Genomic DNA, 24,658 nt, shown 5'->3' with positions numbered 1-24,658 from the left:
GCAGTCCGGGGAAGGAGAGGTGGCCCGGAACTTAATTATTCATCGGTTCAACATTCACGCGCAGGCGAATACGCTGGCCCGGGTCGTGGCTCATGAAACTGGTGTAGTTACGGCCGCGGTAATCGTACTCCACGTTATAGCCGGTGGTGCGGGTTTCGAAAGAATCAACCATGCGGCACTGCTTGACGGCCTGCTCCTGCACGGCGCCCGGCTGGGCGTTCGAATTCTGGGTGCGGTCGCCGATCACGGCGCCGGCAATCGCGCCGGCAGCGGTGGCGGCGGTCTTGCCGTGGCCGGAGCCGACCTGGCTACCGACTGCCGCGCCCAGGATACCACCAAGGATACTGCCGCCGACGCCGCGTTCCTGCGGCTGCTGCACCTGGACGTATTCGGTGCGGCATTCCTGGCGCGGACGGTTGATCTGCTCGGTCACAGGCGTGACGCGGGTCACCCGGCCGTAATCCTCAAAATCGATTGCTTGGGCCTGCGCCAGCGGAACGGCGCCGAGGCTCAGTGCTGCGAAAAACAATTTAGTTTTGGCTTTCATTTTGTTTACCTCGTTTCTGTCTTTTTGGCAGTTCGCTTGGGTTTAATTGGAATTGCACGCCTAAATATTAACGCCAAGGCTTGTATCCTTGGGGGAAGTAAGGCAACAAAATGTAACCCCATGCTTTTGGGTTAATATGGTAAGTTTTTAACAAAACTTGCGTTAGGACTCACTTTCGGGTTGATTCATAGAGTACAACACGTTACCCTTATGGCGTGGAATCAGATTGACAGGGAGAAACGAAAGCTCCGGCCCCGGCGCATTGACCCGCCTACGGCTTGTACTTGATAGGTCGATTTGAGGGAAAGATGAGTTTGTTGATAACTGTGCCGCCTAATCTAGTCCAGTCTATTCGCGCCTTCCGCGTGGCAGAGCTGCAGGACGAGGCAGCGCGCCTGGGGCAGCACTTCTTGTATGCGCATTGCAATGCCGGCCTGACCAAACAGCAAGTTCTGGGCATTATTGCCGAGTCTTTCCACATCCCTAAACCGCACTCCAAGAATTTCGACGCCCTGCGCCTGACCCTGACCGAAACCATGGACAAGGCCGGCCCCCAGCCGGGCTTCCTGATCGTGCTGGAGCAGTTGCCAAACACGCAAAAATTTGACCGTGAAGCACGCGAGTGTTTGCTGGATGTTTTCCGCGATGCGGCCGATTTCTGGGCCGAAAAGAAGGTACCGTTCCGCGTCTTCTACTCGTTCGAGTAGCCTTAATTCCCCGCTTGCATAGTTTGCTGCGTAGCAGCATAATGTCGCGTTGGCTCGCCTGAGCAGGTACAATGGCGGCCATGAAAAACATCGTCATCCTCATTTCCGGACGCGGAAGCAATATGGAAGCGGTGGTCCGTGCAGCCAAGGCCGAACAATGGCCCGCCCGCATTGCCGCCGTCATCAGCAATAAGGCGGATGCCAAGGGCCTCGAATTCGCGGCCTCGCACGGCATTCCGACCGCAGTAGTCAGCAACAAGGATTACCCTAGCCGCGAAGCATTCGATGCTGCGCTGCAGGAAGTCATCGACGGCTTCAGCCCCGACCTGGTGGTGCTGGCCGGCTTCATGCGCATCCTCACGCCGGGTTTCGTCAGCCACTACGAAAACCGCATGCTGAATATCCACCCATCGCTGCTGCCGCTGTTCCCAGGATTGCACACGCATGAGCAGGCGCTGGCATCCGGCGCGGCCACGCACGGCGCCACCGTGCACTTCGTGACTGCCGAATTGGACCACGGTCCGCTGGTGGACCAGGTATCCGTGCCTGTCCTGCCGGGCGACACCGCCGACATGCTGGCGGCGCGCGTGCTGGAACAGGAATGGATCATGTACCCGCGTGCTATCCGCTGGTTCGTTGAAGGCCGATTGAGGGTCGAAGATGGCAAGGTCAATATTGACCGCAACTGAATAGAGAAAGAATACCATGCGTTTGCCACCATACGTCCTCACCAGCGCCGAAAACGTGCTGCGTGAAATCATGCGCTTCACCGCGCCGGCCGACACCACCCTGTCGCATTTCTTCAAATCGCACCCGAAGCTGGGCGGCCGCGAGCGCGGCGCCATTGCCGAATCCGTGTACGCCGTGCTGCGTAACAAAGCCTTCTTCACCGACCGCGCCGAAGCCGGTGCCGGCGGCGCCACCATGCGCCGCCTGGTGCTGCTGGGCATGGCCGATGCAGTCGGCATCGATGCGCTGCCGGGCCTGAGCGAAGAAGAATCCGAATGGCTGAAGCGCCAGCTGGAAATCGACCGCTCGCTGCTGCACAAATCGATGCGCGCGAACATGCCGAAGTGGCTGTTCGACAAGCTGGTCGCCCAATACGGCGAAGACGAAACCCTGGCTCTGGCCGACGCGCTGAACACCCCGGCGCCGCTGGACCTGCGCGTCAACGCCATGAAGACCGACCGCGATGCCGTGGTAGCCGAATTGGCGACTGCGCCCATCGTGGCCGAGCCGACGCCATTCGCCCCGCTGGGCCTGCGCCTGAAGAAAAAGCCTGCGCTGCAAAACCTGCCGCTTTTCAAGTCCGGCGCGATCGAAGTGCAGGACGAAGGCAGCCAGCTGCTGGCCCAGATCCTCGGCGCCAAGCGCGGCGAGATGGTGGTGGACTTTTGCGCCGGCGCCGGCGGCAAGACGTTGGCCCTGGGCGCGCAGATGCGCAATACCGGCCGCCTGTATGCCTTCGACGTCTCCGAAAAGCGTTTGAGCAAGCTCAAACCGCGCCTGGCGCGTTCCGGCCTGTCCAACGTGCACCCGGTCGCCATCGCGCACGAAAAGGACGCGAAGGTCAAGCGCCTTGCAGGTAAGATCGACCGCGTGCTGGTGGACGCGCCATGCTCCGGCATGGGCACGCTGCGCCGCAATCCCGACGTGAAGTGGCGCCAGCCGGAAAGTGCGATCGCCGAGATGCACGAGAAGCAGGTTTCGATCCTGGACGGCGCCGCGCGCCTGGTCAAAGGTGGTGGCCGCCTGGTGTACGCCACCTGCTCGCTGCTGGAGGAAGAGAACGACGCCGTCGCCAAGCAGTTCATCGAAACCCATCCGGATTTCGAGCTGGTCCCGATGTCCAAAGTACTGGCGGAACAAAAGATCGCCAACCTCGAGATGGGCGACTACCTGAAGCTGCTGCCGCACAAGCACCAGACCGACGGCTTCTTCGCCGCCGTCTTCGAACGCAAGCCTATGGCCAAGCCTGCCAAGGCCGACGAAGAGTAACAGCCCAGCGACCATAAGGAGAATTCCGAACGATGCCGTTAGCGAAATTGCTGGATGATTTGCTGGGGGATCTGCGCGATCCGAGCCTGATGTGGCAGGTGGGCGCGATCGCGCTGTCTGTCTTGCTGGGCTGGACCTTGTCGCGCTTCCTGTGGCGCGGCATGAAGGCGCGTACTGCGGACAACGGTGTGGCGCGCTTTGGCCTGGAGAGCTTCGGCCGCGTCGTCGGGCCCTTGCTCATCGTGGTGCTGCTGTGGGCCTCGCAGAAAGTGCTGGGCCGGATGCATTTCCACACCAATCTGGTCAATCTGGCGCTGCCGATTTTCAGCTCGCTCGCGGTGATCCGCTTCGGCTTTTACCTGCTGCGCCGCGTGTTTTCGCGCGGCGGCGTGGTAGGCGAGGGGATGCAGAATTTCGAGAAGGCTTTCCAGCTGCTGGTGTGGCTGGCCTTCGTGTTGTATATCACCGGCTTTTACCAGGACATCTTCGACTTCCTCGACGATACGCTGATCCCGCTCGGCAAGCACAAGGTGTCGATCGCCACCATACTGCAGGCGGCGGTATCGGTCGTGGTGCTGCTGCTGTTGGCCATGTGGGCTGGCGCGGCGCTCGAAGAGAAGCTGATGAACCTGCACACCATGCATTCCAACCTGCGCGTGGTGTTCGCGCGCATGGGCCGCGCGGTGCTGATCCTGGTGGCGGTGCTGGTCAGCCTGTCGCTGGTGGGCATCGACCTGACCGTGCTGTCGGTGTTTGGCGGTGCGCTGGGTGTCGGCCTCGGTCTTGGTTTGCAGAAGATCGCCAGCAACTATGTGTCGGGCTTCATCATCCTGCTGGACCGCAGCCTGACCATCGGCAACGTGATCACGGTGGACAAGTACACCGGCCAGGTCACCCAGATCAATACCCGCTACACCGTGCTGCAGGGGACCGATGGCGTTGAATCCATCGTGCCGAACGAAATGCTGGTGTCGGGGGCGGTGCAGAATTCTTCCCTGTCCAATCCGGCCGTGGTGATCATCACGCGCGTGACGGTTGGCTATGACAGCGATGTGGACTTCGTGCTCAAGCTGATGGAAGACGCGGCCCTCAGCATCGAGCGTGTCATGAAGGACAAGCCGCCGTCCGGCATGCTGCAAGCATTCGGGGCGGATGGCCTGGAGCTGGCGCTGGCTTTCTGGATTGCTGATCCGGAAAACGGGCGTGGCGGCGTGACCTCCGATGTCAATCGGGCAATCTGGAAGTCCTTGAAAGAAAACGGGATTTCTGTACCGTTCCCGCAACGTGAGATTCGCCTGCTGGGCCCTCTGCCGCAGCAGTCTGCCTAAAAAATAATCAGTGCCCAAGGGAAATCCTTCCTCAAATCACCCTCGAATGCGCGTACAATGACGCCTATTCGGAGTCCCTTCATTTGGAGTTGTAATGGATTTAAACGCAGTTCTCGATTTCATCAGCAATGGCGTAACTGGCCTCAGTGCCTGGGCGACGGTTGGCGTGACGCTGATCCTGACCCACATCACCATCGCCAGCGTGACGATCTACCTGCATCGCCACCAGGCGCACCGCGCATTGGAACTGCACGCGATCCCTTCGCACTTCTTCCGCTTCTGGCTGTGGCTGACTACCGGCCAGGTGACCAAGGAATGGGCTGCCATCCACCGCAAGCACCACGCCAAGTGCGATACCGAAGAAGATCCGCACAGCCCGGTCACCAAGGGCATCAAGAAAGTGTTCTGGGAAGGCGCCGAGCTGTACCGCGCTGAATCCAGGAACAAGGAAACCATGGAGAAGTATGGCCATGGCACCCCTGACGACTGGATCGAGAAGAACCTGTACTCGCGCTTCAGCTGGCAGGGCGTGGCGCTGATGCTGATCATCGACTTCATCCTGTTCGGCGCCAAGGGCATTACCGTGTGGGCCGTGCAGATGCTGTGGATTCCTGTGACTGCAGCCGGCATCATCAACGGCATCGGCCACTGGTGGGGCTACCGCAATTACGACTGCTCCGATGCAGCGACCAACATCATCCCTTGGGGCATCATCATCGGCGGCGAAGAACTTCACAACAACCACCACACCTATGCGACTTCGGCCAAGCTGTCGTCCAAATGGTATGAGTTCGACATCGGCTGGGGCTATATCCGCGCCATGGAAATGATCGGCATGGCCAAAGTGAAGAAGATGCCGCCGAAGCCCAAGTTCGACACCGCCAAGGTGAAGGCCGACTTCGAAACCCTGCAGTCCGTGATCGCCAACCGCTACGACGTGATGGCCAAGTACGCCAAGTCCGTCAAGCACGCCTGGAAGGAAGAACTGGCGCAGCTGAAGGACAAATCGCAGCTGGAATCGCGCTTCCTGAAGTCTTCGCGCAAGCTGCTGCAGCGCGAGCCAGGCAAGCTGGAAGCCCCGCAGAAGCAGCAACTGGTGGAACTGTTCCAGCACTCGAAGGCGCTGGAAACCATGCACAATATGCGCGTGGAACTGGGCATGCTGTGGGAGCGTTCGCACTTCACCCGCGATGAGCTGGTGCAGAAGCTGCAAGACTGGTGCGAGCGTGCGGAGGCGTCGGGCATCAAGTCCCTGCAGGAATTCTCGATGCGCCTGCGCAGCTACGCGTAAGCCTGATCGACCCTTGCGACAAGACGGCCCTGCGGGGCCGTTTTGTTTTTTTGAGGAAAACCAAAGACCCCGGACGGAAGCGCAATTCGTGTTGGCGTGATCCCTGCCTTGCAGGTATGCTGTTGCCTTTCGGAAATTAATTCTATGGAGGCAGTTTTGAAACGCTTAATTTTGCCGCTGGCGTTAATGCTGGCCGGAAGTGCGCATGCGGCAGCGAACTGGCAAATCAAGCCGGAGGGCCTGGGTCCCTACAAGGTCGGCGCACGTTATGAAAACCTGGGCAAGACCTTTGGCGGCCTGGAAGCGGACTCGATGATCACGGAAGACAAGGTATGCCGCGTGGCGCGCTCCAAGCGTTACCCGAAAGTGGAAGTGACTTTTGTGAAGAAAGTGCTCGTTCGGGTCGACGTATCAGGGGGTTTTGGCGCCGATCGTGGCGTGCGGATCGGCGATCCGGTTTCCAAGCTGCAGCGGGTCTATGGCGACGCGGTCAGGCCGCATCCCCAGCATGCCGACTGGCTGATGGTGGAAACAGGCGACCGTGAGCTGGCTGTCCGCTACATCACGCTGGATGGGAAAGTGAAAGCGATCCACGCTGGAAAACGTCTCCAACTTCAGACAGAAGGTGGTTGTGACAAGTAAATAATGTTGCGAAAGAGTATTTACCAAAGAGATAATAAGTATTTTCACAACTTCTCTGAGGAAATATGAAATCTTTCGCTTCGCTGGGTTTGATGGTTGTTGCTGTTGCTGCATTGTCGGGTTGCGCCATGACGGCACCCAATTACACTCCCTCCATGGACAACGTCGCTACCCTGAACAATATGGGCGATGTGAAGGCCAAGGTCGGTGAATTCAGTGCGCCAGCCGGCACGGATACCCCGGTCACCCTGTCGATCCGCGGCAGTTCTATGTCCTCGCCGGTTGGCGGCAATTATGGCGCTTACGTAGCCGAAGCGCTGCGCCAGGAACTGTCCCTGGCCAACAAGCTGGTGGTTGGCTCCGACACCCTGGTGACCGGCAAACTCGAAAAGAATGCGCTGGATGCCTCCGGCTTCAGCACCGGTACCGCAAGTATTTCGGCCCGCTTTGTTGTCAGCAAGGGTGGCGTCTCCGTCTATGAAAGCGTGAAGACGGTCGATAACTCCTGGGAGTCGTCCTTCATCGGCGCCACGGCCATCCCAGCCGCAGTCACCGGTTACCACAATACCGTGCAAAAGCTGTTGGCTTCGCTGTATGCGGACCCTGAGTTCGTCAAAGCCATCAAGTAAAGAGAGCGGACCATGAAAAGTCTTAAGTTCGCATTCCTGCTGGCGGCGGCCTCGATCCTGACCGGTTGCGCGCACCCGGTAATGATTTCTCCCAAGCTCGATCAGATCGCCTTGCCAGCCGATGCCAAGCCGAAGAGCCAGGCCAAGGTGGCCTACTTTATCCCGGCCGACTTGCTGGCGCAGGAGGTCGTGACTCCGGGCGGCGGCGGCGACAAGGTCACCTCTTATCCATACCGCGACCTGGAGACCAGCTTCTACAAGATGCTGAGCAATGTGTTCGATGGCGCCATCAAGGTGAAAAGCGCCGATGATCGCGAGGCCATGGCAGCCAAAGGGATCAGCTACCTGATCACGCCGACCATTACGGTCAGCTCCGATTCGTCCAGCGCCTTCACCTGGCCGCCGACCGACTATACCGTCAACCTGCAATGCGAAATCAAGGACAAGAACGGCAAGCTGGTCGATACCAGGAAGGCGACCGGCAATGGCCAGGCCACATTCAGCGAATTCAAGGCAGATGTCGGACTGTCCGGAAAGCGCGCGGCCGAAGCTGCCATGCTGAAGATGCAGAACGAATTGCTCGATGCGCAATTGCCAGCGCTTAACTGAGCTGCTGCAGCCATAAAAAAACCGCCCCGAGGGGCGGTTTTTTGTTCGAACCGAGATCGTTTACTTGATCTTGGTTTCCTTGTACATCACGTGCTTGCGTGCTTTAGGATCGAACTTCATGATTTCCATTTTGGAAGGCATGGTGCGCTTGTTCTTGGTCGTGGTGTAGAAGTGACCAGTACCAGCGGTCGATTCCAGCTTGATCTTGTCGCGGCCAGTTTTTGCCATGATTCAGCTCCCTATTAAACTTTCTCGCCACGTGCACGCATGTCGGCCAGGACGGCGTCGATGCCAACCTTGTCGATTACGCGCAGACCGGCGTTAGACAGACGCAGGGAGACCCAGCGGTTTTCAGATTCAACAAAAATACGACGGTTCTGCAGGTTTGGCAGGAAACGACGCTTGGTTTTGTTGTTTGCGTGGGAAACATTGTTGCCGACCATCGGCTTCTTCCCAGTAACTTGGCAAACACGTGCCATGGCACACTCCTTGAATTACTTCCGAAATTGGAAAAACAAGAGTATATGGAAATTTCTCAAGATTTTCAAGCACTTGCGAAAAACAATTGTGTCACATTAAAACGCAAAATTTAACAATCAGATTTGACCATGTTCTGCGAAGGAATGCACTTGGTGCCCGGCAACGACAAAGTGGTCAAGAATCCGTATATCCACCAATGCCAAAGCCTGCACCAGCGCCCGTGTCAGCAGCACGTCCGACTCGCTCGGGGCGGGCGACCCTGACGGGTGGTTATGGGCCAGCATGACGGCTGCGGCATTGCGGGCCAGCGCTTCCCGCACCACCTCGCGTGGATAGACGCTGGTATGCGTGAGCGTGCCGCGAAACAATTCGCAGGCTTCGATCAGGCGGTTTTTGACGTCCAGGAACAGGACGTGGAAGGATTCATAAGGCTGGCCGGCCAGCGAGAGGCGCAGGAAGTCTTTCACGGCATGCGGCGAGGAAAGCTCTTCGCCGGCACTCATTTCCTCGGAGATCGCGCGGCGTGCCAGTTCTACTACAGCCTGCAGTTGGGCGTACTTGGCGGCGCCCAGGCCCGGCATGGCGGTGAAGTCGGCGCGGCTGGCGTGGATCAGGGCGCGCAGGGAGCCGAAGCGCCCCAGCAGGTCGGTCGCCAGCGCCACCGCATCCTTGCCGGGAATGCCCACCCGCAGGAAGATCGCCAGGAGCTCGGCGTCGGACAGGGCCTGCGGCCCGGCTTTTAACAATCGCTCGCGCGGGCGCAGTTGTTCGGGCCAGTCGGAAATTGCCATGGTCACCTCCGTCGCCCATTATCTGGCTCGGGAGGAGGGGGCAATTTGCGCTGGGTCAGGTTTTGCGCAGGTCTAGGGGCGGGCCGCAGCGCCGTGCGCCGCCCGATGGCTTACAATAGAGGTTTGCCCGTCACCAGAGTTGTTTCCATGTCTAACGTTGTCACTGCTTCGGCTTACCTCACCCTGCATTACCGCCTTGCCTCCCTGGATGGCGCCAATATCGTTTCCACCTTCGAAGGCAACCCTGCCACGTTGATGCTGGGCCAGGGCCAGTTGGCGCCTAACCTGGAAGCGCTGCTGATCGGCCTGCCTGAAGGCACGCACAAGGTGTTCGAACTGGCGCCGGGCGAAGGCTTCGGCCCGCGCAACCCGGACCTGGTGCAGGCCGTGTCCCGTGCTACGCTGGAAGAAAATTCCGATCCGGACAATGAATACAAGATTGGCGACCTGGTCGACTTCAACGCGCCCAAAGGCGGCCGCTTTGCCGGCGTGCTGCGCGAACTGCGCGACGACGTTGCCATCTTCGACTTCAACCACCCGCTGGCTGGCCAGCCGGTGAAGTTTGAAGTGAACCTTATCTCTGTGCTGTAAAAGAACATGGACAAAGAAATCCTCCTCGCCCAGCCGCGCGGCTTCTGCGCCGGCGTTGACCGCGCCATCGAGATCGTCGAGCGCGCGCTGCAGCAGTTTGGCGCGCCGATCTACGTGCGCCACGAAATCGTGCACAACGCCTATGTGGTGGAAGACCTGCGCGCCAAGGGCGCCATCTTCATCGAAGAACTGGACGATGTCCCGGCCGGCAATACCCTGGTGTTCTCGGCGCACGGCGTGTCGAAAGCCGTGCGTGCCGAAGCGGAATCGCGCGGCCTGTCGATCTTCGATGCCACCTGTCCGCTGGTGACCAAGGTGCACGTGGAAGTGGCCAAGATGCGCAAGCAGGGCTGCGAGATCATCATGATCGGCCACGACGGCCATCCTGAAGTCGAAGGCACCATGGGCCAGACCGACGAGGGCATGTACCTGGTCGAAACCGTGGAAGATGTGGCCGGCCTGCAGGTCAAGAATCCGGACCAGGTGGCCTATGTGTCGCAAACGACACTTTCCGTGGATGATACGGCACAAATCATCGAAGCCCTCAAGGCAAAATACCCGAATATTATTGAGCCGAAAAAAGGCGACATCTGCTACGCCACCACCAACCGCCAGGAAGCCGTGAAATTCATGGCGCCGCAGGTGGAAGTGGTGATTGTCGTGGGCTCGCCAAACAGCTCCAATTCGAACCGCCTGCGCGAAGTAGCGGAGAAGAAGGGCACCCCGGCCTATATGGTGGACAACGCGGCCCAGATCGATCCGGCCTGGCTGGAAGGCAAGCTGCGCGTCGGCGTTACCGCAGGTGCTTCGGCGCCGGAAGTGCTGGTTGATGCGGTCATCAACCGCCTGAAGGAACTGGGCGCGAAAAGCGTGCGTACCCTGGAGGGCGTCGAGGAAGCTGTGACTTTCCCGCTACCAAAAGGGCTTGAAGGACGCAGCGCATAAAATTTAATTTAGAATATTGCGGATTTTCCACGATTAGTTTTTCGGAAACCTCGCTATCATGGCGAACGCTTCCAAACGGCGGCACCACGAGGGAAACCTTGGGTGCCGTTTTTTATAGTTCTAAAGGGCATACTCGATGGATACCTTTATCCAACAAATTCTTAACGGCCTGGTGCTGGGCAGTATGTATGCGCTGGTCGCCCTCGGTTATACGATGGTGTACGGCGTGCTGAACCTGATTAACTTCGCCCACGGCGACGTGCTGATGATCGGCGCGATGATCGGCCTCTCCATCCTGAATTTGTTGGGCGTGTATGCGCCTGGCCTGCCGGGCTATGTCCAACTGGGCATCGCCATTATCGGCGCGATTCCGGCATGTATGCTCGTGAATATCCTGATCGAGCGCATCGCCTACCGCCGCTTGCGCAACGCGCCGCGCCTCGCTCCGCTGATCACCGCCATTGGCGTGTCCTACCTGCTCCAGACTTTCGCCATGATGATCTGGGGCCGCAACCCGCTGCCATTCCCGCAACTGCTGCCGACCGAACCAATCATGGTGGGCGGCGCCGTGATCACGGTGACCCAGGTGCTGCTGCTGGTGCTGGCTGCCATTTCGATGTTCGGCCTGGTGATGCTGGTGGAGCGCACCCGGATGGGGCGTGCAATGCGCGCCGTAGCCGAGAATCCGCGCGTGGCCGGCCTGATGGGCGTGGACTCGAACAAGATCATCGTCGCAACCTTCGCGATCGGCGCGGCACTGGCTGCCGTGGCAGGCGTGATGTGGGGCGCCAACTATGCCTCCATCCAGTTTGCGATGGGCTTCATGCCTGGACTGAAGGCTTTCTGCGCTGCGGTGCTGGGCGGTATCGGCAATATCTACGGCGCCATGATCGGCGGCATCGTGCTGGGCATTATCGAGGCTCTCGGCGCCGGCTATATCGGTGAACTCACCGGCGGGTTCCTGGGTTCGCACTACCAGGATATCTTCGCCTTCATCGTACTGATCCTGGTGTTGACGGTGCGTCCGTCCGGCATCATGGGCGAACGCGTGGCCGACCGCGCCTGATGGGGACGTGACTATGCTGAACTTTAACATTCAAAAAAATCCAAAGCAGGCCTACATCAGTATGGCGCTGCTGTTGGCCGCGTTGATCATCTTCCCGTTCGCGGCCGCCCCTTTCGGTAATTCGTGGGTGCGTATTGCCGACCTGGCGCTGCTGTACATCATGCTGGCCGTGGGCCTGAATATCGTGGTGGGCTTTGCCGGCCTGCTGGACCTGGGCTACATCGCGTTCTACGCGGTGGGCGCTTACATGACCGGCCTCCTGGCATCGCCGCAGTTCGCGACCGTGCTGGAATCGTTGATCAACATGAATCCCGCCGTTGGCGAGGCGCTGGCGGCAGTGTTGGGTGAAGACATCCGCACCAACGGCATTCACCTGTCGGTATGGGTGATCGTGCCGATGGCTGCTGCCCTGGCGGGCCTGTTCGGTGCGCTGCTCGGCGCGCCGACCCTGAAGCTGCGCGGCGACTACCTGGCCATCGTGACGCTGGGCTTCGGTGAAATCATCCGTATCTTCATGAACAACCTGAATGATCCGGTCAATATCACCAACGGCCCGCAGGGCATCAACCTGATCGACCCGATCCGCGTGTTCGGCGTGAACCTGGCCGGCGAGCAGGGCTCGCGCGCCACGGTGTTCATCGGCAGCTTCTCGATGCCTTCGGTGAACGCCTACTACTTCCTGTTCCTGGTGCTGACTATCGCGACTGTGTTTGTCACTTCGCGTCTGCAGCACTCGCGCCTGGGCCGTGCCTGGGTGGCGATCCGCGAAGACGAAATCGCGGCAAAGGCAATGGGCATCAATACGCGTAACGTGAAGCTGCTGGCGTTTTCGATGGGCGCAACCTTCGGCGGCGTGGCTGGAGCGATGTTCGCTTCCTTCCAGGGCTTCGTTTCGCCGGAATCGTTCTCGCTGACCGAGTCGATCGCGGTGCTGGCGATGGTGGTGCTGGGCGGCATCGGACATATTCCGGGCGTGGTGCTGGGCGGTGCGCTGCTGGCGGCGCTGCCGGAAATCCTGCGCCATGTGGTGGAACCGCTGCAAATGAAACTGTTCGGCAAAGTGCTGATCGAATCCGAAGTGCTGCGCCAGTTGCTGTACGGCTTGGCCATGGTGGTGATCATGCTGACCCGTCCTGCGGGCCTGTGGCCTTCGCCCAAGCATGAAGAGCGTCCGGATGCGGACTCGGACTCCAAAGGCCAGTCGACCGGCGTCATGGCAGCATGAGGTTAGTAGAGATGAACGAACAAGTAATCCTGAATATCGAAGGCGTCAACAAGCGCTTCGGCGGCCTGCAGGCGCTGACCGACGTGCGCATCAAGATCAACAAGGGCCAGATCTACGGCCTGATCGGTCCCAACGGCGCCGGCAAGACCACGTTCTTCAACGTGATCACCGGCCTGTACCAGCCGGACACCGGCACCTTCGAGCTGGCCGGCAAGCCATACTCGCCATCCGCTCCGCACGCGGTAGCCAAGGCAGGCATTGCCCGCACCTTCCAGAACATCCGCCTGTTCGGTGAAATGACCGCGCTGGAAAACGTGATGGTGGGGCGCCACGTGCGCTCGCACCAGGGCGTGTTCGGCGCCATCTTCCGCCACAAGGCTGCGCGTGAAGAAGAGGCGGCAATCCGCAAACGCGCCCAGGAGCTGCTGGACTTCGTCGGCATCGGCCAGTTTGCCAGCCGTACCTCGAAGTACCTGTCATACGGCGACCAGCGCCGCCTGGAGATCGCCCGTGCACTGGCGACCGATCCGCAGTTGCTGGCGCTGGACGAACCGGCGGCCGGCATGAACGCGACCGAGAAACTGGCGCTGCGCGAACTGCTGGTCAAGATCAAGAACGAAGGCAAGACCGTGCTCCTGATTGAGCACGACGTGAAGCTGATGATGGGCCTGTGCGACCGCATCAGCGTGCTGGAATACGGCAAGCTGATTGCCGAAGGCTTGCCCGCCGAAATCCAAAGCAATAAAGCAGTGATTGAAGCCTATCTGGGAGGAGCGCACTGATGGGCGCCAATGTACTGAAAGTTTCGGGCCTGAAGGTCGCCTACGGCGGCATCAAGGCAGTCAAGGGAATCGACCTGGAAGTCAACGAAGGCGAACTGGTCACCCTGATCGGCGCCAATGGCGCCGGCAAGACCACCACGCTGAAGGCGATCACAGGCACCCTGCCGCCGTGCAAAGTGGAGGGCACCGTGGCCTATATGGGCCAGTCGCTGAAAGGCTCGCAGTCCTTCCACCTGGTGGAGAAAAAGCTGGCGATGGTGCCGGAAGGCCGTGGCGTGTTCACCCGCATGACCATCACCGAAAACCTGATGATGGGCGCCTACACCATGAACGACAAGGCCGCGATTGCAGCTGATATCGAGAAATGGTTCGGCGTGTTCCCGCGCCTGAAAGAACGTGCTTCGCAGCTGGCCGGCACCCTGTCCGGCGGCGAGCAGCAGATGCTGGCCATGGCGCGCGCGCTGATGTGCCATCCGCACCTGCTGCTGCTGGACGAGCCTTCAATGGGCCTGTCGCCGATCATGGTCGAGAAGATCTTCGAAGTGATCCGCGACGTGCACAAGCAGGGCATCACCATCCTGCTGGTGGAACAGAACGCCAAGCTGGCGCTGCAAGCGGCCAACCGCGGCTATGTCATGGAATCCGGCTCGGTCACCATGACCGGCAACGCGGAAGACATGCTGCACGACCCGCGCGTCAAGGCCGCCTACCTCGGCGAATAATACTGAAGAGCCCGTGTCACACCTTGGGGGCTGACCCCACGGTGTGACACGGGCTCTTCAGTTTACGCGAGCAGGGCGGCGAAGCGTTCGATGTCGACGTTGCCGCCGCTGATCAGCACACCCACGCGCTTGCCGCGCAGTTCTTCCCTCATCTTTCGTGCTGCCGCGAAGCCCAGGCAGCCGGTCGGCTCGACGACGATCTTCATGCGCGAGGCGAAGAAGCGCATCGCGTCCACCAGTTCCGCATCGCTGACGGTCAGGATGTCGTCCACGTCGCGCTGGATGATGGGGAAGGTCAGCGAGCCGAGGTGCTGCGTTTGCGCGCCATCGGCGATCGTCTTCGGCGTATCGATATGCACGATCGAGCCGCTGCGGAACGATTGCTGCCCGTCGTTGCCGGCTTCCGGCTCCACGCCGTACAGCTTGCACTTCGGCGACAGTGCGCGCGTCGCCAGCGCGGAACCCGAGAGCAGGCCGCCGCCGCCCAGGCAGACGAAGAAGTAATCAAGCTCGCCCACTTCCTCGAACAGTTCCTTGGCCGCAGTGCCCTGGCCGGCAATCACGTCGGCATGGTCGTAAGGCGGAATCAGCGTCATGCCCTTTTCTTCAGCCAGCTTGCGGCCGATGGCTTCGCGGTCTTCCTTGTAGCGGTCATACGTCACCACGTTGCCGCCGTAGCCGCGCGTGGCGGCGATCTTCGATGCCGGGGCGTCTTCGGGCATGATGATCGTGGCCGGAATGCCCAGCAGCTTCGCCGACAACGCAATCGCCTGCGCGTGGTTGCCGGACGAGAAGGCTACCACGCCAGCCTTGCGCTGCGCCTCGTTGAAGCGCGAGAGGGCGTTGAAGCCGCCGCGGAACTTGAAGGCGCCCATGCGCTGCATGTTCTCGGCCTTGAAGAAAATCTCCGCGCCCAATTCTTCGTTGGCGGTGCGGGAGGTCAGCACTGGCGTGCGGTGAGCGTGGCCTTCAATGCGGCCGGCTGCCGCGACGACGTCTTCGTATGTGATGCTCATGGTTCTCCTTCCTTACCAGGGCCAGGGGATGTTCTGGCCCATGTCGTTGGCGAGGGCGCGCTCATATAGCATGCGCACCGTGGTGAGGTCCTGCAGGGCGATGCCCGTCATGTCAAAAATCGTGATGTCGCCCGGCGCGCGTGGCGCTGCGCCCGCACGTGCCGCGATCAGTTCGCCAAGTTCTGCTGCCGGCAGCTCGCTGGCCCATTGCAGTTCGCCGATGTGCCGCGCCTGCGGCAGGTCGTCGGCCCATACGCGGGAGCGCTCCAGCAGCCCCGCGGGCAGCTCGCGCTTGCCTTGCGTGTCGGCGCCGACAGCGTTGATGTGTGTTCCCGCGCGCACTGCATCTGCACTGAACAGCATGCTGTGGCCAGGTGTTGTCGTGATGATTACGTCCGATGCCGCAACTGCTGCATCTGCAGCCGCAGTGCGAGCGCCGCCAGCCAATGCGACCTCGCAGCGCCCGGCGAACAGCGCTTCGAATGCAGGGGCTTGCCGGCCATCGGAACTCACATATCGCACGCGCTTGAGGGAGGGCAGGGCGTGCAGCGCATACTCCACATGTCCACGCGCTTGCACACCAGTGCCGAACACGCACAACTGTTCGCTATCGGCTCGCGCCAACAGCTGAAGCCCAAGCGCGCCTGCAGCAGCGGTGCGTGCGGTCGTCACAGCGTTACCGTCGGCGATGCATAGCGGGCGGCCGGTGCGCGGGTCGATCAGGATGATGGTCGCCTGGTGCGCGTCGCCGCCAGCCTCGCGATTGGCAGGCCAGAAACCAGCGGCTTTAAATCCCAGCAGCTCTTGCGATGGCGCATCGCCAGACTTGATGCCGAACACCGCGCTCCCTGGCAGCTCTTCACGCACCAATGGGAAGACGCGCGCGGCACGCGCTGCGTGCAAGGCAAAGGCTTCGCGCACGGCAGCGTACACGTCGTCCGGTTGCAGCAGCGCGGCGACGACGTCGCGGTCCAGTATCAACAGGCGGGCATCGTTATTTCGCATAGTTGTAGACCGTGGCGCGGGAGACGCCCAAGTGGGCTGCGATGGTTTCCATCGAGCGCCGCATTTCCAATAGGCCTGCGTCGCCCAGTTCACGCAGCAGGGCGCGGCGGTCGTCGGCCTTCAGTGCGCGCGGCGTGGTGGAAAGGCGTGCGGCGAATTGTTCGATATGCGCGCGGATCGCATCTGCACCCGCCGCCGGGGCGAGCGACTCGATCACTGCTGCGGCCGGGTCGACGTTACTGAACTGGCCCAGCATCGCCTGCAGGCTGCGGAACAGGTTCAGGTCCACGTTCATGCAAAGCGCTGCAATGTACTGGCCATCGCTGTCCTTGATGCCGACGGAAGTGCTCTTTGCGGGGCGGCCGTCGGGGAAGGTGTTGGGGTAGTTGGCCAGCACTTGCGGGAACGCCGGATCGGCAATCCGCGCCAGGCCCAGCTCCGTCGCCGGTTCGCCAACCGTGCGGCCGGACAGGTTGTTATGGATGGCCAGCACGGCATGACCCGGATCGAGCAAGTCGTGCAGCACCACTTCAGTGAATGGCGCCAGCGTCCGGCCAAGTCCATCGGCCACATGCTTGATCTGGTCCAGCAGATGCTGCTGTTCGGGAGTGCGTTTTGTCATTAAGACAGATTATCTCGTTTTAGATTAAATGTAAACGAGGCCGCGCTTGGTTGGGCAACTGATCCAGCGGCGTAAACAAAAAAAGCCCCGGACTTTGCCGGGGCTCGGGAAGGACACCCGCTGAGAGGAAACCACGGATGCCGAGGAGACCTGCGTACAGCGATGCCGCCGGCCGCTGGGGCCGGCGGGTAGATCAATTACTGCTTCTTGGCGCCGTTGGCCGCAGCAGCGGTGAACTGGTTCACGGCAGCGTTCACGTTGGCTTCGAAGGTTTCAGCAGCAGCCTTGGCGCTCTTGGTGAACTGCTCGTAGCCGGCGTTGGCGTTGTTCAGGGCGGACTTGAACAGGGCCACGGCGCTTTCGCTGCCGGCTGGGGCGTTCTTGCTCACTTCGTCAACCAGGGAGATCACCTTGCGGTTGGTCTCGGCGATCTGGCTTTCGGCGGCCTTGCTGAATTCAGCGCCGGTGCCGGTTGCGATCGATGCCAGGTGACGGCCGTAAGCGATGGCTTTCTCTGCAACTGGCTGGGCCTGGGCAGCGGTCAGCGTGAAGAACTCTTGCGGGTCCTTGGCAGCCAGCAGCTGCTTGGTAGCGACCGACGATTCTTCCAGCGATGCCTTGGCAGCGGTGATGTTCAGATCGACGAACTTCTCAACGCCTTCGAAGGCTTTGTTGGTCAGCGAAGAAAAGAGTGCGAATTGGCTTTCGAAGTTTGCCTTGGTGGCATTAGAAAACTGCTCAGGAATCGCAAACATTTGACTCTCCAAATAAGTGAATTAGTCGTTGGAACTTGATGTTTCTGCAACGGAAAACAACGCATTGTGCAACGCAACAAAGGCGATTATCCGGGTTCGGGAATCAAAGTCAAGCAGTTTTTGTGCATTGCACAAAGTAACCAACTTCCTGTTGGTAAAGGGTTTCTGGCCAGAAAAGTCATAATTATTGCTGCCCGGCAGGGCATTTGGCCTCGGTGCTAGAATCGCCGGATGCGCTCCCTCTTTTCTCCTATCCCCTTATTCTTCGTTTTCCTCTGGAGTACCGGGTTTATTGTGGCCCGCTATGGCCTGCCTTATGCGCCTCCTCTGACCTTCCTGCTGCTGCGCTTCCTGGGTGTGTTGGCGATCCTGGCGCCGGCCGTGTTGGTGCTGCGCGCGCCGTGGCCGAAAGGGAAGGTTGGCCATGTGGCGGCCGCCGGCCTGTTGCTGCAGGCCGGCTACCTGAGTGGAGTCTGGTGCGCCATCAAACTGGGCATGCCGGCCGGGCTGTCAGCCCTCATCGTGGGCATGCAACCTATCCTGACGGCTTTTGCGGCACCGTTGATTGGCGAGCGGGTGCGTCCGCGCCAATGGATTGGGCTGGCATTCGGTCTGGGTGGGGTTGCCCTGGTTGTTTACGCGAAGATCACGCTGGTTGGACTCAGTTGGCAGGCAATTGGATTAGCTGTCTTTGCCTTGTTGTCGATTACGGCCGGTACGCTCTATCAAAAGCACTTTTGTCCCAAGTTCGACCTGCGCACTGGCACCGTGATCCAGTTTGCCACTTCGTTTGCCGCGGTCCTGCCTTTTGCCTGGCTGCTGGAAGACATGGGTTCGATTCAGTGGACGCCGCAATTCCTTGGCGCCTGGGCCTGGTCCGTGCTCGCCCTGTCCATCGGTGCAATCTTCCTACTGTTTGCCCTGATCCGTCGCAGCGACGCGACCCAGGTCACAAGCCTGCTCTATTTGACACCGCCCACCACGGCCATCATGGCATGGGCCATGTTCGGCGAAGTCCTGAACTGGATGGGCGTTGCCGGTATGGCGCTCGCAGTGGTTGGAGTAATATTTGTGGTTAAGCAACCCAGATAGGCGAATCATGATCAGCTCCCCAGCACAGCAGGCCGTCGACGCGGCCATCACCTCGCGCCGTTCGATCCGCGCATTCCTGCCAACCCCGGTGCCGCGCGAAGATATCGAAGCCATCCTGGAAGTGGCTGCACGCGCACCGTCCGGCACCAATACCCAGCCCTGGCAAGTCTATGTGTTGACTGGCGCCATGAAGGAAGCCCTGTCCGCCAGGATCCTGGCCGCCTATGCCGACCCCGAGCAGAACAAGCTGCACAGCGAGGAATATGCGTACTACCCGCGCGAATGGGTCTCGCCCTACATCGACCGCCGCCGCAAGGTAGGCTGGGACCTTTACGCGCTGCTTGGCCTGACGCGGGAGAACAAGACCGGCATGGCTGCCCAGCATGGCCGCAATTTCGAGTTCTTCGATGCGCCGGTTGGCATGATCTTTACCATCGACCGCATCATGGAACAAGGGTCCTGGCTCGATTATGGAATGTTTTTGCAAAATATCATGGTGGCCGCGCGCGGCCGCGGACTCGATACCTGCCCGCAAGCGGCTTTCACCCAGTACCACCGCATCATCAGCGAGGTGCTGGGCCTGCCGGCCAGCGAAACTGTTGTATGCGGGATGTCGCTTGGTTTTGCAGATAGTGGCAAAATTGAAAACACGTTGGTTACCGAGCGCGAGCCGATTGCCAAATTTGTTAAATTTATGGAGTGAACAAGCTTTCGTTGTAGCCCCGCATCACTATGGGAAATGTGTATTGTGGGGCTGAAAACATTGGTGAAGAAAAGTCCGATTTTGCTTGCGCAGTAAACTGATTTTGCTACACTGCAACTAGCGATTCTGCTGTTTCACACCGGGGAATGACGAATGAACAAACTTGCTATCAGCGTGCTTGTGTCCTTGCTTTGCGCATCGGCTTCAATGGGATCTGCACAAGCGGCCGTCAAGAAAGCTGGTACCCGTTACGCTGCCCCGGCGACGAAATCCCAAATGGTCAAGCGCAGCGTCATTGTGCGTGGCCGTAACAAGATCGTTTACCAGCGCGTGACCAAAGTGCCCGACGTCAGCCGTCCGACCATGGGCGACCTGGCGGGCCTGAACCTGACGCGTGATCCGCTGGACCTGAAATCGAACGTGGCCCTGGTCCTGGACCAGGCCAACTCTGAAGTCCTGTTTGAAAAGAACGCCGGCGTGGCTTTGCCGATCGCCTCGATCACCAAGATGATGACCGGCCTGGTGGTGGTGGAAGCCAACCAGGACCTGGATGAAGAGCTGACCGTGACCGACGAAGACGTCGACCGCGAGAAATTCAGCTCGTCCCGCCTGAAAGTGGGCGACCGCCTGACCCGCCGCAATATGCTGCACATCGCGCTGATGAGTTCGGAAAACCGCGCTGCCTCCGCCCTGGGGCGCAACTATCCGGGCGGCTTGCCGGCTTTCGTGCAGGCGATGAATGAAAAGGCGCAGTCGCTGGGCATGAACGACACCCATTATGTCGATTCCAGCGGCCTGTCCAAGATGAATGTGGCCAGCGCACGCGACCTGGCCAAGCTGGTGCAGGCTGCATACGAGCACCCGATCCTGCGCGAATTCTCGACCGACCCGAAAGCCGTGGTGGAAAACAGCGGCCGTCCGGTAACCTTTGGCACCACCAACCGCTTGGTAGCGCCGAACTCGGGCTGGGAAATCGGCTTGCAGAAAACCGGCTTCATCAACGAAGCCGGCCGTTGCATGATCATGCAGGCCATGATTGAAGGCCGCGCCGTCATCATGGTGCTGCTGGATGCCAAGGGCACCGCAGCACGTGTGGCCGACGCCACCCGCATGAAGAAGTGGTTGGCCGCGCTCAAGCCAACCTTCGGTGAAAACGTCAGCGGCGCCAGCACCAGCGCCCAGTCTTACTCGGGTATGTAACCCAGGGTTGCGGAGATCTGGTTGGCGGTATTGACCAGGTCTTCCAGCCAATCATCCTGCAGCCGGTCCGCCGGCGCAGAAATCGACAAGCCTGCTACCAGTTTGCCGGAATCGTCGCGGATGCCGGCCGCCATGCAGCGCACGCCCAGTTCCAGTTCCTCATTGTCACGTGCATAGCCGCGTGCACGCACCAGGCTCAGTTCGCGCTCGAGGCGGGCCAGGTCGGTAATCGAATTCTTGTTGTGGCCGGCCAGCCCGGTGCGGGTGGCATAGGCACGGATCGCCTTTGGCTCGTCCACCGACAGGAACAGCTTGCCGGTCGACGTCAGGTGCAGCGGGCCGCGAGCGCCGATGGCGCGTACCACCTGCATGCCCGAGCGTTCGGAGTAGGCACGGTCGATGTAGACGATCTCGTCACCCTGGCGTACAGACAAGTTGATGGTCTGCTGTGTTTTCTTGTGCAGGGCACGCATCGAATCGAGCGCAGCTTCGCGCACCGACAGGCGGCTCTTCACCACATTTCCGAGTTCCAGCAGGCGCATGCCGAGGCGGTAGGTGCCGGGCTCGACACGGTCGACAAAGCGGGTCACCACCAGGTCGTTCAGGATACGGTGGGCGGTGGAAGGGTGCAGGCCGGAGACCTTGGAAAGCTCCTTCAGGCTGACCGGATCGGGGTATTTCGCCAGGGCGTCAAGCAGGGCCGTCATGCGGTCGATCACCTGGATGGTCGTTTTCGGCTCCTGCGGGGGCAGGGTTTCGCTTTTCATGATGTGGTTGGTGCAGTGCGGTATAAGCAGACTTATTTATACCATGATGTGAAAAAAATGGGAATTCTGTCGCTATAATCCGTGTCCATGGAACCTACTAGTGAATTTAAAAGCAAGAGCGGCCTGAAACGCATTTTTTCGGCCTTTTTTTACTCCCTCGAAGGCCTGCAGACCGCCATCCGCTCTGAACACGCCTTCCGCCAGGAACTCTTCGTTTTCGTGGTCGGCACCATTGCTGCCCTGTTGTTGCCTGTTTCTGCCTTCCAAAAACTGGTGTTGATTGGCAGCATGGTCATCGTGCTGATCGTCGAGCTCATCAATTCTGCGATTGAAGCCGTGGTGGACCGCGTTTCGCTGGAACGCCACCCCTTGTCCAAGAATGCCAAGGACTTTGGCAGCGCCGCCGTGCTGCTGGCTTGCCTGCTGTCGGGCGCAACCTGGCTGGTGGTGCTGGTCAATCGCTTCTATTAATTACTTTCCGGTATAACGAACGAAGAAAACATTCGTTCGCATTTATATAAGGGGCAGTTAATCTGGCATCTCCAAACACAAAAGGGGAAACCAGATGCTGTCCAGGAAACTGATTGCCGCCGCCTTGTTCGCCACTGCCGCAGTGGCGCAGGCAGCCGACGTGAGCTTGCTCAACGTCTCCTACGACCCAACCCGCGAACTGTACCAGGACGTCAACACCGCCTTCGCGAAGGAATGGAAAGCCAAGACCGGCGACAACGTGAAGATCAAGCAGTCGCACGGCGGCTCGGGCAAGCAGGCACGCGCCGTGATCGACGGCCTGGAAGCCGATGTGGTCACCCTTGGCCTGGCCTACGACATCGACGCGATCGCCGAAAGGGGCCTGGTGAACAAGGACTGGCAGAAGCGCCTGGCCCATAACGCCACCCCCTACAGCTCCACCATCGTTTTCCTGGTCCGCAAGGGCAACCCCAAAGGCATCAAGGACTGGAACGACCTGGTCAAGCCTGGCGTGGCAGTGATCACCCCGAATCCCAAGACTTCCGGCGGCGCCCGCTGGAACCACCTGGCCGCTTACGGCTACGCCTTGCGCCAGCCTGGCGGCAGCGATGCCACGGCCCGCGAATTCCTGAAAAAACTGTACAAGAACGTACCCGTGCTCGATTCCGGCGCGCGTGGCGCCACCACCACCTTTGTGGAGCGCGGCATCGGCGACGTGCTGATCGCCTGGGAAAACGAAGCCCTGCTGGCGATCAAGGAACTTGGTCCGGACAAGGTGGAAATCGTGGCGCCTTCGGTGTCGATCCTGGCCGAACCGCCGGTCGCCGTGGTCGATAAAGTGGTCGACAAGCGCGGCACGCGCAAAGTGGCCGAGGCCTACCTGAACTTCCTGTACACCGACCAGGCCCAGGCCATCATCGCCAAGAACTACTACCGCCCGGGCATCGAGAAAGAGGCGAAGAAGTACGCCGCCCAGTTCCCGAACGTGAAGCTGTTCAAGATCACCGACGTCGCCGGCGACTGGACTGCCGCGCAGAAAACGCACTTCGCCGATGGCGGCGTGTTTGACCAGATTTACCAGCCTGGCGCGAAAGTCGCGGGCCAATAATCGCGCAACGGAGGGCCGCATGGCGATCCAACAATTGAACCAATTCCGCGTCCTGGTCGCGCCAGGCTTGCACAGCAGCGGACCCGAACACTGGCAGTCCCGCTGGCAGCGCCTGTATCCGCGCTTCGAACGGGTAGAGCAGGAGCGCTGGAGCGATCCGGTCCTGCTACGCTGGGCCGACCGCCTGGATGAGGTACTGGACCAGGACCGTCGTCCGACCCTGATCGTTGCGCACAGTTTCGGCTGCCTCACCACCGCATTGAGCCTGTCGCGTTCAACCTCCCCCCACGTGGCGGGCGTCTTGCTGGTGGGGCCTGCCGATCCCGACAAATTCCAGGTCAGCTCTTTGCTGCCGCATGGCGAACTGCCTTGCCCATCGATCATGGTGGCCAGCACCAACGACCCATGGATGACGCTGAAGAGTGCCGAAAGCTGGGCGCAGCGCTGGGGCAGCGACTTCGTCAACGCGGGAGCGCTGGGACATATCAACGCTGAATCGGGCCTCGGCGACTGGCGTTTCGGCCAGCGCCTGCTGCAGGTCCTGGCGCAGCGCGCATCGAATTTAACAACGGAGAAGAAGAATGAGTTTACGCCTTGGCGATACCGCACCGGACTTCGAACAGGATTCCAGCATTGGCAGCATCAGGTTTCATGAATGGGCAGGCGATTCCTGGGTCGTCCTGTTCTCGCATCCCGCCGACTTCACGCCGGTCTGCACCACTGAACTGGGCCTGACCGCCAGGCTGAAGCCGGAATTCGACAAGCGCCACGTCAAGGCCATCGCGCTCTCGGTCGACCCGGCCGACAAGCACAAGGAATGGATCAAGGATATCGAGGAGACGCAGCAAACCGTTGTCGGTTTCCCGATCATCGCTGACGCCGACCGCAAGGTGGCCGAGTTGTACGACATGATCCACCCCAACCAGTCGGCCACTGCCACCGTGCGCTCGCTGTTCGTGATCGACCCGGCCAAAAAGGTACGGCTGCAGATCACCTATCCGCTCAGCACTGGCCGCAACTTCGATGAAGTGCTGCGCGTGATCGATGCCCTGCAACTGACGGACGGGTACACCGTCGCCACCCCGGGCAACTGGAAAGATGGCGACGACGTGATCATCCCGCTCACCGTGCAGGATCCGGAAGTGATCAAGCAGAAGTACCCGGCAGGCTACAAGGCCCCGCGTCCTTATTTGCGCATTACGCCGCAACCAAACAAGTAAGTTCGCGAAAGACTAGTGCAAATGCTCTGGAAGGCGCCCTTCGGGGCGCTTTTTTTCCTTCAGCATTTCGCGCAGCGCCGCGATCTCGTTGCGCGCGCTGACGATGCACTGGGGATTGTTCTTGCCGCCTGGCGGGGCGAATTCGACAGCCGCCAGGATGCTGGCCTGGATGGCGGACAGTTTGTCGAAGGCTGCCAGCGGTAGGCCCGCATCTTCGAAGTCGGCCATCAGGTGCTTGGCGGTGCAGTAGACAGTGGCCTTTTCGAACTTGGTATAGGCCTGCAAGGCCATTTCGGTCAGGTCGCACAAACGGTCGGTCAGCAACAGAGCATCAGTCATCACACTT

At 60.2% G+C, this 24,658-nt stretch carries 31 protein-coding genes; 21 read left to right on the top strand and 10 right to left on the bottom strand.

Translation table 11 applies throughout. The annotated features are described in order from the left end of the window. Window positions 1–31: 31 nt before the first annotated feature. Window positions 32–547 (bottom strand): glycine zipper 2TM domain-containing protein, encoded by a 516-nt coding sequence (locus tag ACN9MW_RS25370; protein ID WP_426164000.1) that lies wholly within the window; start codon window positions 545–547, stop codon window positions 32–34. Window positions 548–855: 308 nt separating this feature from the next. On the opposite strand from ACN9MW_RS25370, the gene ACN9MW_RS25365 reads away from it, so the two are divergent. The 8 genes from ACN9MW_RS25365 (at window position 856) to ACN9MW_RS25330 (ending at window position 7,751) form a co-directional block, all read left to right on the top strand. After that, window positions 856–1,254, top strand: a complete 399-nt coding sequence (locus tag ACN9MW_RS25365) for a barstar family protein (RefSeq protein WP_426163998.1) — start codon at window positions 856–858, stop codon at window positions 1,252–1,254. An 80-nt stretch (window positions 1,255–1,334) separates the two neighbouring features. Next, window positions 1,335–1,943: a phosphoribosylglycinamide formyltransferase gene (gene purN, locus ACN9MW_RS25360; RefSeq protein WP_426172299.1), complete on the top strand. Its 609-nt coding sequence runs from the start codon at window positions 1,335–1,337 to the stop codon at window positions 1,941–1,943. A gap of 16 nt (window positions 1,944–1,959) precedes the next feature. Then, entirely contained in the window at window positions 1,960–3,252 is a 1,293-nt protein-coding gene (locus ACN9MW_RS25355; RefSeq protein WP_426163996.1) for an RsmB/NOP family class I SAM-dependent RNA methyltransferase, read from the top strand. A 32-nt stretch (window positions 3,253–3,284) separates the two neighbouring features. Continuing rightward, on the top strand, window positions 3,285–4,580 hold the full coding sequence (locus tag ACN9MW_RS25350; RefSeq protein WP_426163994.1) for a mechanosensitive ion channel family protein: 1,296 nt from the start codon (window positions 3,285–3,287) through the stop codon (window positions 4,578–4,580). Between the two features lie 94 nt (window positions 4,581–4,674). Continuing rightward, a complete protein-coding gene (locus ACN9MW_RS25345) occupies window positions 4,675–5,871 on the top strand; it encodes a DesA family fatty acid desaturase (protein WP_426163992.1) in 1,197 nt (398 codons plus the stop codon). A gap of 156 nt (window positions 5,872–6,027) precedes the next feature. Beyond that, on the top strand, window positions 6,028–6,513 hold the full coding sequence (locus ACN9MW_RS25340; RefSeq protein WP_426163989.1) for a hypothetical protein: 486 nt from the start codon (window positions 6,028–6,030) through the stop codon (window positions 6,511–6,513). A 65-nt stretch (window positions 6,514–6,578) separates the two neighbouring features. Continuing rightward, a complete protein-coding gene (locus ACN9MW_RS25335) occupies window positions 6,579–7,142 on the top strand; it encodes a hypothetical protein (RefSeq protein ID WP_426163987.1) in 564 nt (187 codons plus the stop codon). 12 nt (window positions 7,143–7,154) lie between these two features. Beyond that, on the top strand, window positions 7,155–7,751 hold the full coding sequence (locus tag ACN9MW_RS25330) for a hypothetical protein (protein WP_426163985.1): 597 nt from the start codon (window positions 7,155–7,157) through the stop codon (window positions 7,749–7,751). 60 nt (window positions 7,752–7,811) lie between these two features. Here ACN9MW_RS25330 and rpmG read toward each other — a convergent pair whose 3' ends face one another. The 3 genes from rpmG to radC form a co-directional block, all read right to left on the bottom strand. After that, window positions 7,812–7,982 carry a 50S ribosomal protein L33 gene (rpmG, locus tag ACN9MW_RS25325; RefSeq protein WP_028101815.1) on the bottom strand — a complete coding sequence of 57 codons (171 nt, stop codon included), beginning with the start codon at window positions 7,980–7,982 and terminating at the stop codon, window positions 7,812–7,814. A gap of 11 nt (window positions 7,983–7,993) precedes the next feature. Beyond that, a complete protein-coding gene (gene rpmB, locus ACN9MW_RS25320) occupies window positions 7,994–8,230 on the bottom strand; it encodes a 50S ribosomal protein L28 (protein WP_008451488.1) in 237 nt (78 codons plus the stop codon). A 117-nt stretch (window positions 8,231–8,347) separates the two neighbouring features. Next, on the bottom strand, window positions 8,348–9,022 hold the full coding sequence (radC, locus tag ACN9MW_RS25315; RefSeq protein WP_426163980.1) for a RadC family protein: 675 nt from the start codon (window positions 9,020–9,022) through the stop codon (window positions 8,348–8,350). Between the two features lie 147 nt (window positions 9,023–9,169). On the opposite strand from radC, the gene ACN9MW_RS25310 reads away from it, so the two are divergent. The 6 genes from ACN9MW_RS25310 to ACN9MW_RS25285 all read left to right on the top strand — a co-directional run bounded on the left by ACN9MW_RS25310 (window position 9,170) and on the right by ACN9MW_RS25285 (window position 14,353). Then, entirely contained in the window at window positions 9,170–9,613 is a 444-nt protein-coding gene (locus ACN9MW_RS25310) for an FKBP-type peptidyl-prolyl cis-trans isomerase (protein WP_426163978.1), read from the top strand. Window positions 9,614–9,619: 6 nt separating this feature from the next. After that, window positions 9,620–10,558, top strand: a complete 939-nt coding sequence (gene ispH / locus ACN9MW_RS25305; RefSeq protein ID WP_426163976.1) for a 4-hydroxy-3-methylbut-2-enyl diphosphate reductase — start codon at window positions 9,620–9,622, stop codon at window positions 10,556–10,558. 136 nt (window positions 10,559–10,694) lie between these two features. Next, the gene (locus ACN9MW_RS25300; RefSeq protein WP_426163973.1) at window positions 10,695–11,624 is read left to right on the top strand and encodes a branched-chain amino acid ABC transporter permease; all 930 of its coding nucleotides are present in this window, start codon (window positions 10,695–10,697) and stop codon (window positions 11,622–11,624) included. A gap of 13 nt (window positions 11,625–11,637) precedes the next feature. Beyond that, complete coding sequence (locus ACN9MW_RS25295; protein ID WP_426163971.1) at window positions 11,638–12,849, top strand: ABC transporter permease subunit; 1,212 nt, start codon at window positions 11,638–11,640, stop codon at window positions 12,847–12,849. 11 nt (window positions 12,850–12,860) lie between these two features. Beyond that, a complete protein-coding gene (locus ACN9MW_RS25290; RefSeq protein ID WP_426163969.1) occupies window positions 12,861–13,631 on the top strand; it encodes an ABC transporter ATP-binding protein in 771 nt (256 codons plus the stop codon). Continuing rightward, complete coding sequence (locus ACN9MW_RS25285; protein WP_426163967.1) at window positions 13,631–14,353, top strand: ABC transporter ATP-binding protein; 723 nt, start codon at window positions 13,631–13,633, stop codon at window positions 14,351–14,353. The genes ACN9MW_RS25290 and ACN9MW_RS25285 overlap by 1 nt, the downstream gene beginning before the upstream one ends. A 62-nt stretch (window positions 14,354–14,415) precedes the next feature. Here the strand turns inward: ACN9MW_RS25285 and ACN9MW_RS25280 are convergent, their stop codons facing one another. The 4 genes from ACN9MW_RS25280 to phaP all read right to left on the bottom strand — a co-directional run bounded on the left by ACN9MW_RS25280 (window position 14,416) and on the right by phaP (window position 17,751). Then, window positions 14,416–15,369: a threo-3-hydroxy-L-aspartate ammonia-lyase gene (locus tag ACN9MW_RS25280; protein WP_426163965.1), complete on the bottom strand. Its 954-nt coding sequence runs from the start codon at window positions 15,367–15,369 to the stop codon at window positions 14,416–14,418. 12 nt (window positions 15,370–15,381) lie between these two features. Further along, window positions 15,382–16,374 carry an ornithine cyclodeaminase family protein gene (locus ACN9MW_RS25275; protein WP_426163963.1) on the bottom strand — a complete coding sequence of 331 codons (993 nt, stop codon included), beginning with the start codon at window positions 16,372–16,374 and terminating at the stop codon, window positions 15,382–15,384. Continuing rightward, window positions 16,364–16,996 carry a helix-turn-helix transcriptional regulator gene (locus ACN9MW_RS25270; RefSeq protein ID WP_426163961.1) on the bottom strand — a complete coding sequence of 211 codons (633 nt, stop codon included), beginning with the start codon at window positions 16,994–16,996 and terminating at the stop codon, window positions 16,364–16,366. The genes ACN9MW_RS25275 and ACN9MW_RS25270 overlap by 11 nt, the downstream gene beginning before the upstream one ends. Before the next feature lie 197 nt (window positions 16,997–17,193). Further along, a complete protein-coding gene (gene phaP / locus ACN9MW_RS25265) occupies window positions 17,194–17,751 on the bottom strand; it encodes a TIGR01841 family phasin (protein ID WP_426163959.1) in 558 nt (185 codons plus the stop codon). A 231-nt stretch (window positions 17,752–17,982) separates the two neighbouring features. Here phaP and ACN9MW_RS25260 point away from each other — a divergent pair, with 231 nt between their 5' ends. From ACN9MW_RS25260 to ACN9MW_RS25250, 3 genes are all read left to right on the top strand, one after another. Then, entirely contained in the window at window positions 17,983–18,843 is an 861-nt protein-coding gene (locus ACN9MW_RS25260; RefSeq protein ID WP_426163957.1) for a DMT family transporter, read from the top strand. Between the two features lie 7 nt (window positions 18,844–18,850). After that, the gene (locus ACN9MW_RS25255) at window positions 18,851–19,546 is read left to right on the top strand and encodes a nitroreductase (RefSeq protein WP_426163955.1); all 696 of its coding nucleotides are present in this window, start codon (window positions 18,851–18,853) and stop codon (window positions 19,544–19,546) included. Between the two features lie 153 nt (window positions 19,547–19,699). Next, window positions 19,700–20,746 (top strand): serine hydrolase, encoded by a 1,047-nt coding sequence (locus ACN9MW_RS25250; RefSeq protein WP_426163953.1) that lies wholly within the window; start codon window positions 19,700–19,702, stop codon window positions 20,744–20,746. On the opposite strand, the gene ACN9MW_RS25245 is transcribed toward ACN9MW_RS25250, so the two are convergent. Further along, window positions 20,731–21,513 (bottom strand): IclR family transcriptional regulator, encoded by a 783-nt coding sequence (locus ACN9MW_RS25245; protein ID WP_090441755.1) that lies wholly within the window; start codon window positions 21,511–21,513, stop codon window positions 20,731–20,733. The genes ACN9MW_RS25250 and ACN9MW_RS25245 overlap by 16 nt on opposite strands. A gap of 87 nt (window positions 21,514–21,600) precedes the next feature. Here ACN9MW_RS25245 and ACN9MW_RS25240 point away from each other — a divergent pair, with 87 nt between their 5' ends. The 4 genes from ACN9MW_RS25240 to ACN9MW_RS25225 all read left to right on the top strand — a co-directional run bounded on the left by ACN9MW_RS25240 (window position 21,601) and on the right by ACN9MW_RS25225 (window position 24,312). After that, window positions 21,601–21,984, top strand: coding sequence for a diacylglycerol kinase (locus ACN9MW_RS25240; RefSeq protein ID WP_426163951.1), 384 nt, complete (start codon window positions 21,601–21,603; stop codon window positions 21,982–21,984). Between the two features lie 94 nt (window positions 21,985–22,078). Next, complete coding sequence (locus ACN9MW_RS25235) at window positions 22,079–23,092, top strand: sulfate ABC transporter substrate-binding protein (protein ID WP_426163949.1); 1,014 nt, start codon at window positions 22,079–22,081, stop codon at window positions 23,090–23,092. Window positions 23,093–23,111: 19 nt separating this feature from the next. Beyond that, window positions 23,112–23,747 carry an RBBP9/YdeN family alpha/beta hydrolase gene (locus tag ACN9MW_RS25230; RefSeq protein ID WP_426163946.1) on the top strand — a complete coding sequence of 212 codons (636 nt, stop codon included), beginning with the start codon at window positions 23,112–23,114 and terminating at the stop codon, window positions 23,745–23,747. Further along, window positions 23,674–24,312: a peroxiredoxin gene (locus tag ACN9MW_RS25225; RefSeq protein WP_426163944.1), complete on the top strand. Its 639-nt coding sequence runs from the start codon at window positions 23,674–23,676 to the stop codon at window positions 24,310–24,312. The genes ACN9MW_RS25230 and ACN9MW_RS25225 overlap by 74 nt, the downstream gene beginning before the upstream one ends. Before the next feature lie 12 nt (window positions 24,313–24,324). On the opposite strand, the gene ACN9MW_RS25220 is transcribed toward ACN9MW_RS25225, so the two are convergent. Then, window positions 24,325–24,651: a hypothetical protein gene (locus ACN9MW_RS25220; protein WP_426163942.1), complete on the bottom strand. Its 327-nt coding sequence runs from the start codon at window positions 24,649–24,651 to the stop codon at window positions 24,325–24,327. Window positions 24,652–24,658: the final 7 nt, after the last annotated feature.

The organism is Pseudoduganella sp. R-34, assembly GCF_049904655.1.
Classification (GTDB): domain Bacteria; phylum Pseudomonadota; class Gammaproteobacteria; order Burkholderiales; family Burkholderiaceae_D; genus Rugamonas.
Note: the sequence above shows the minus strand (reverse complement) of the source record. Positions and strands in the feature narration are given on the sequence as shown.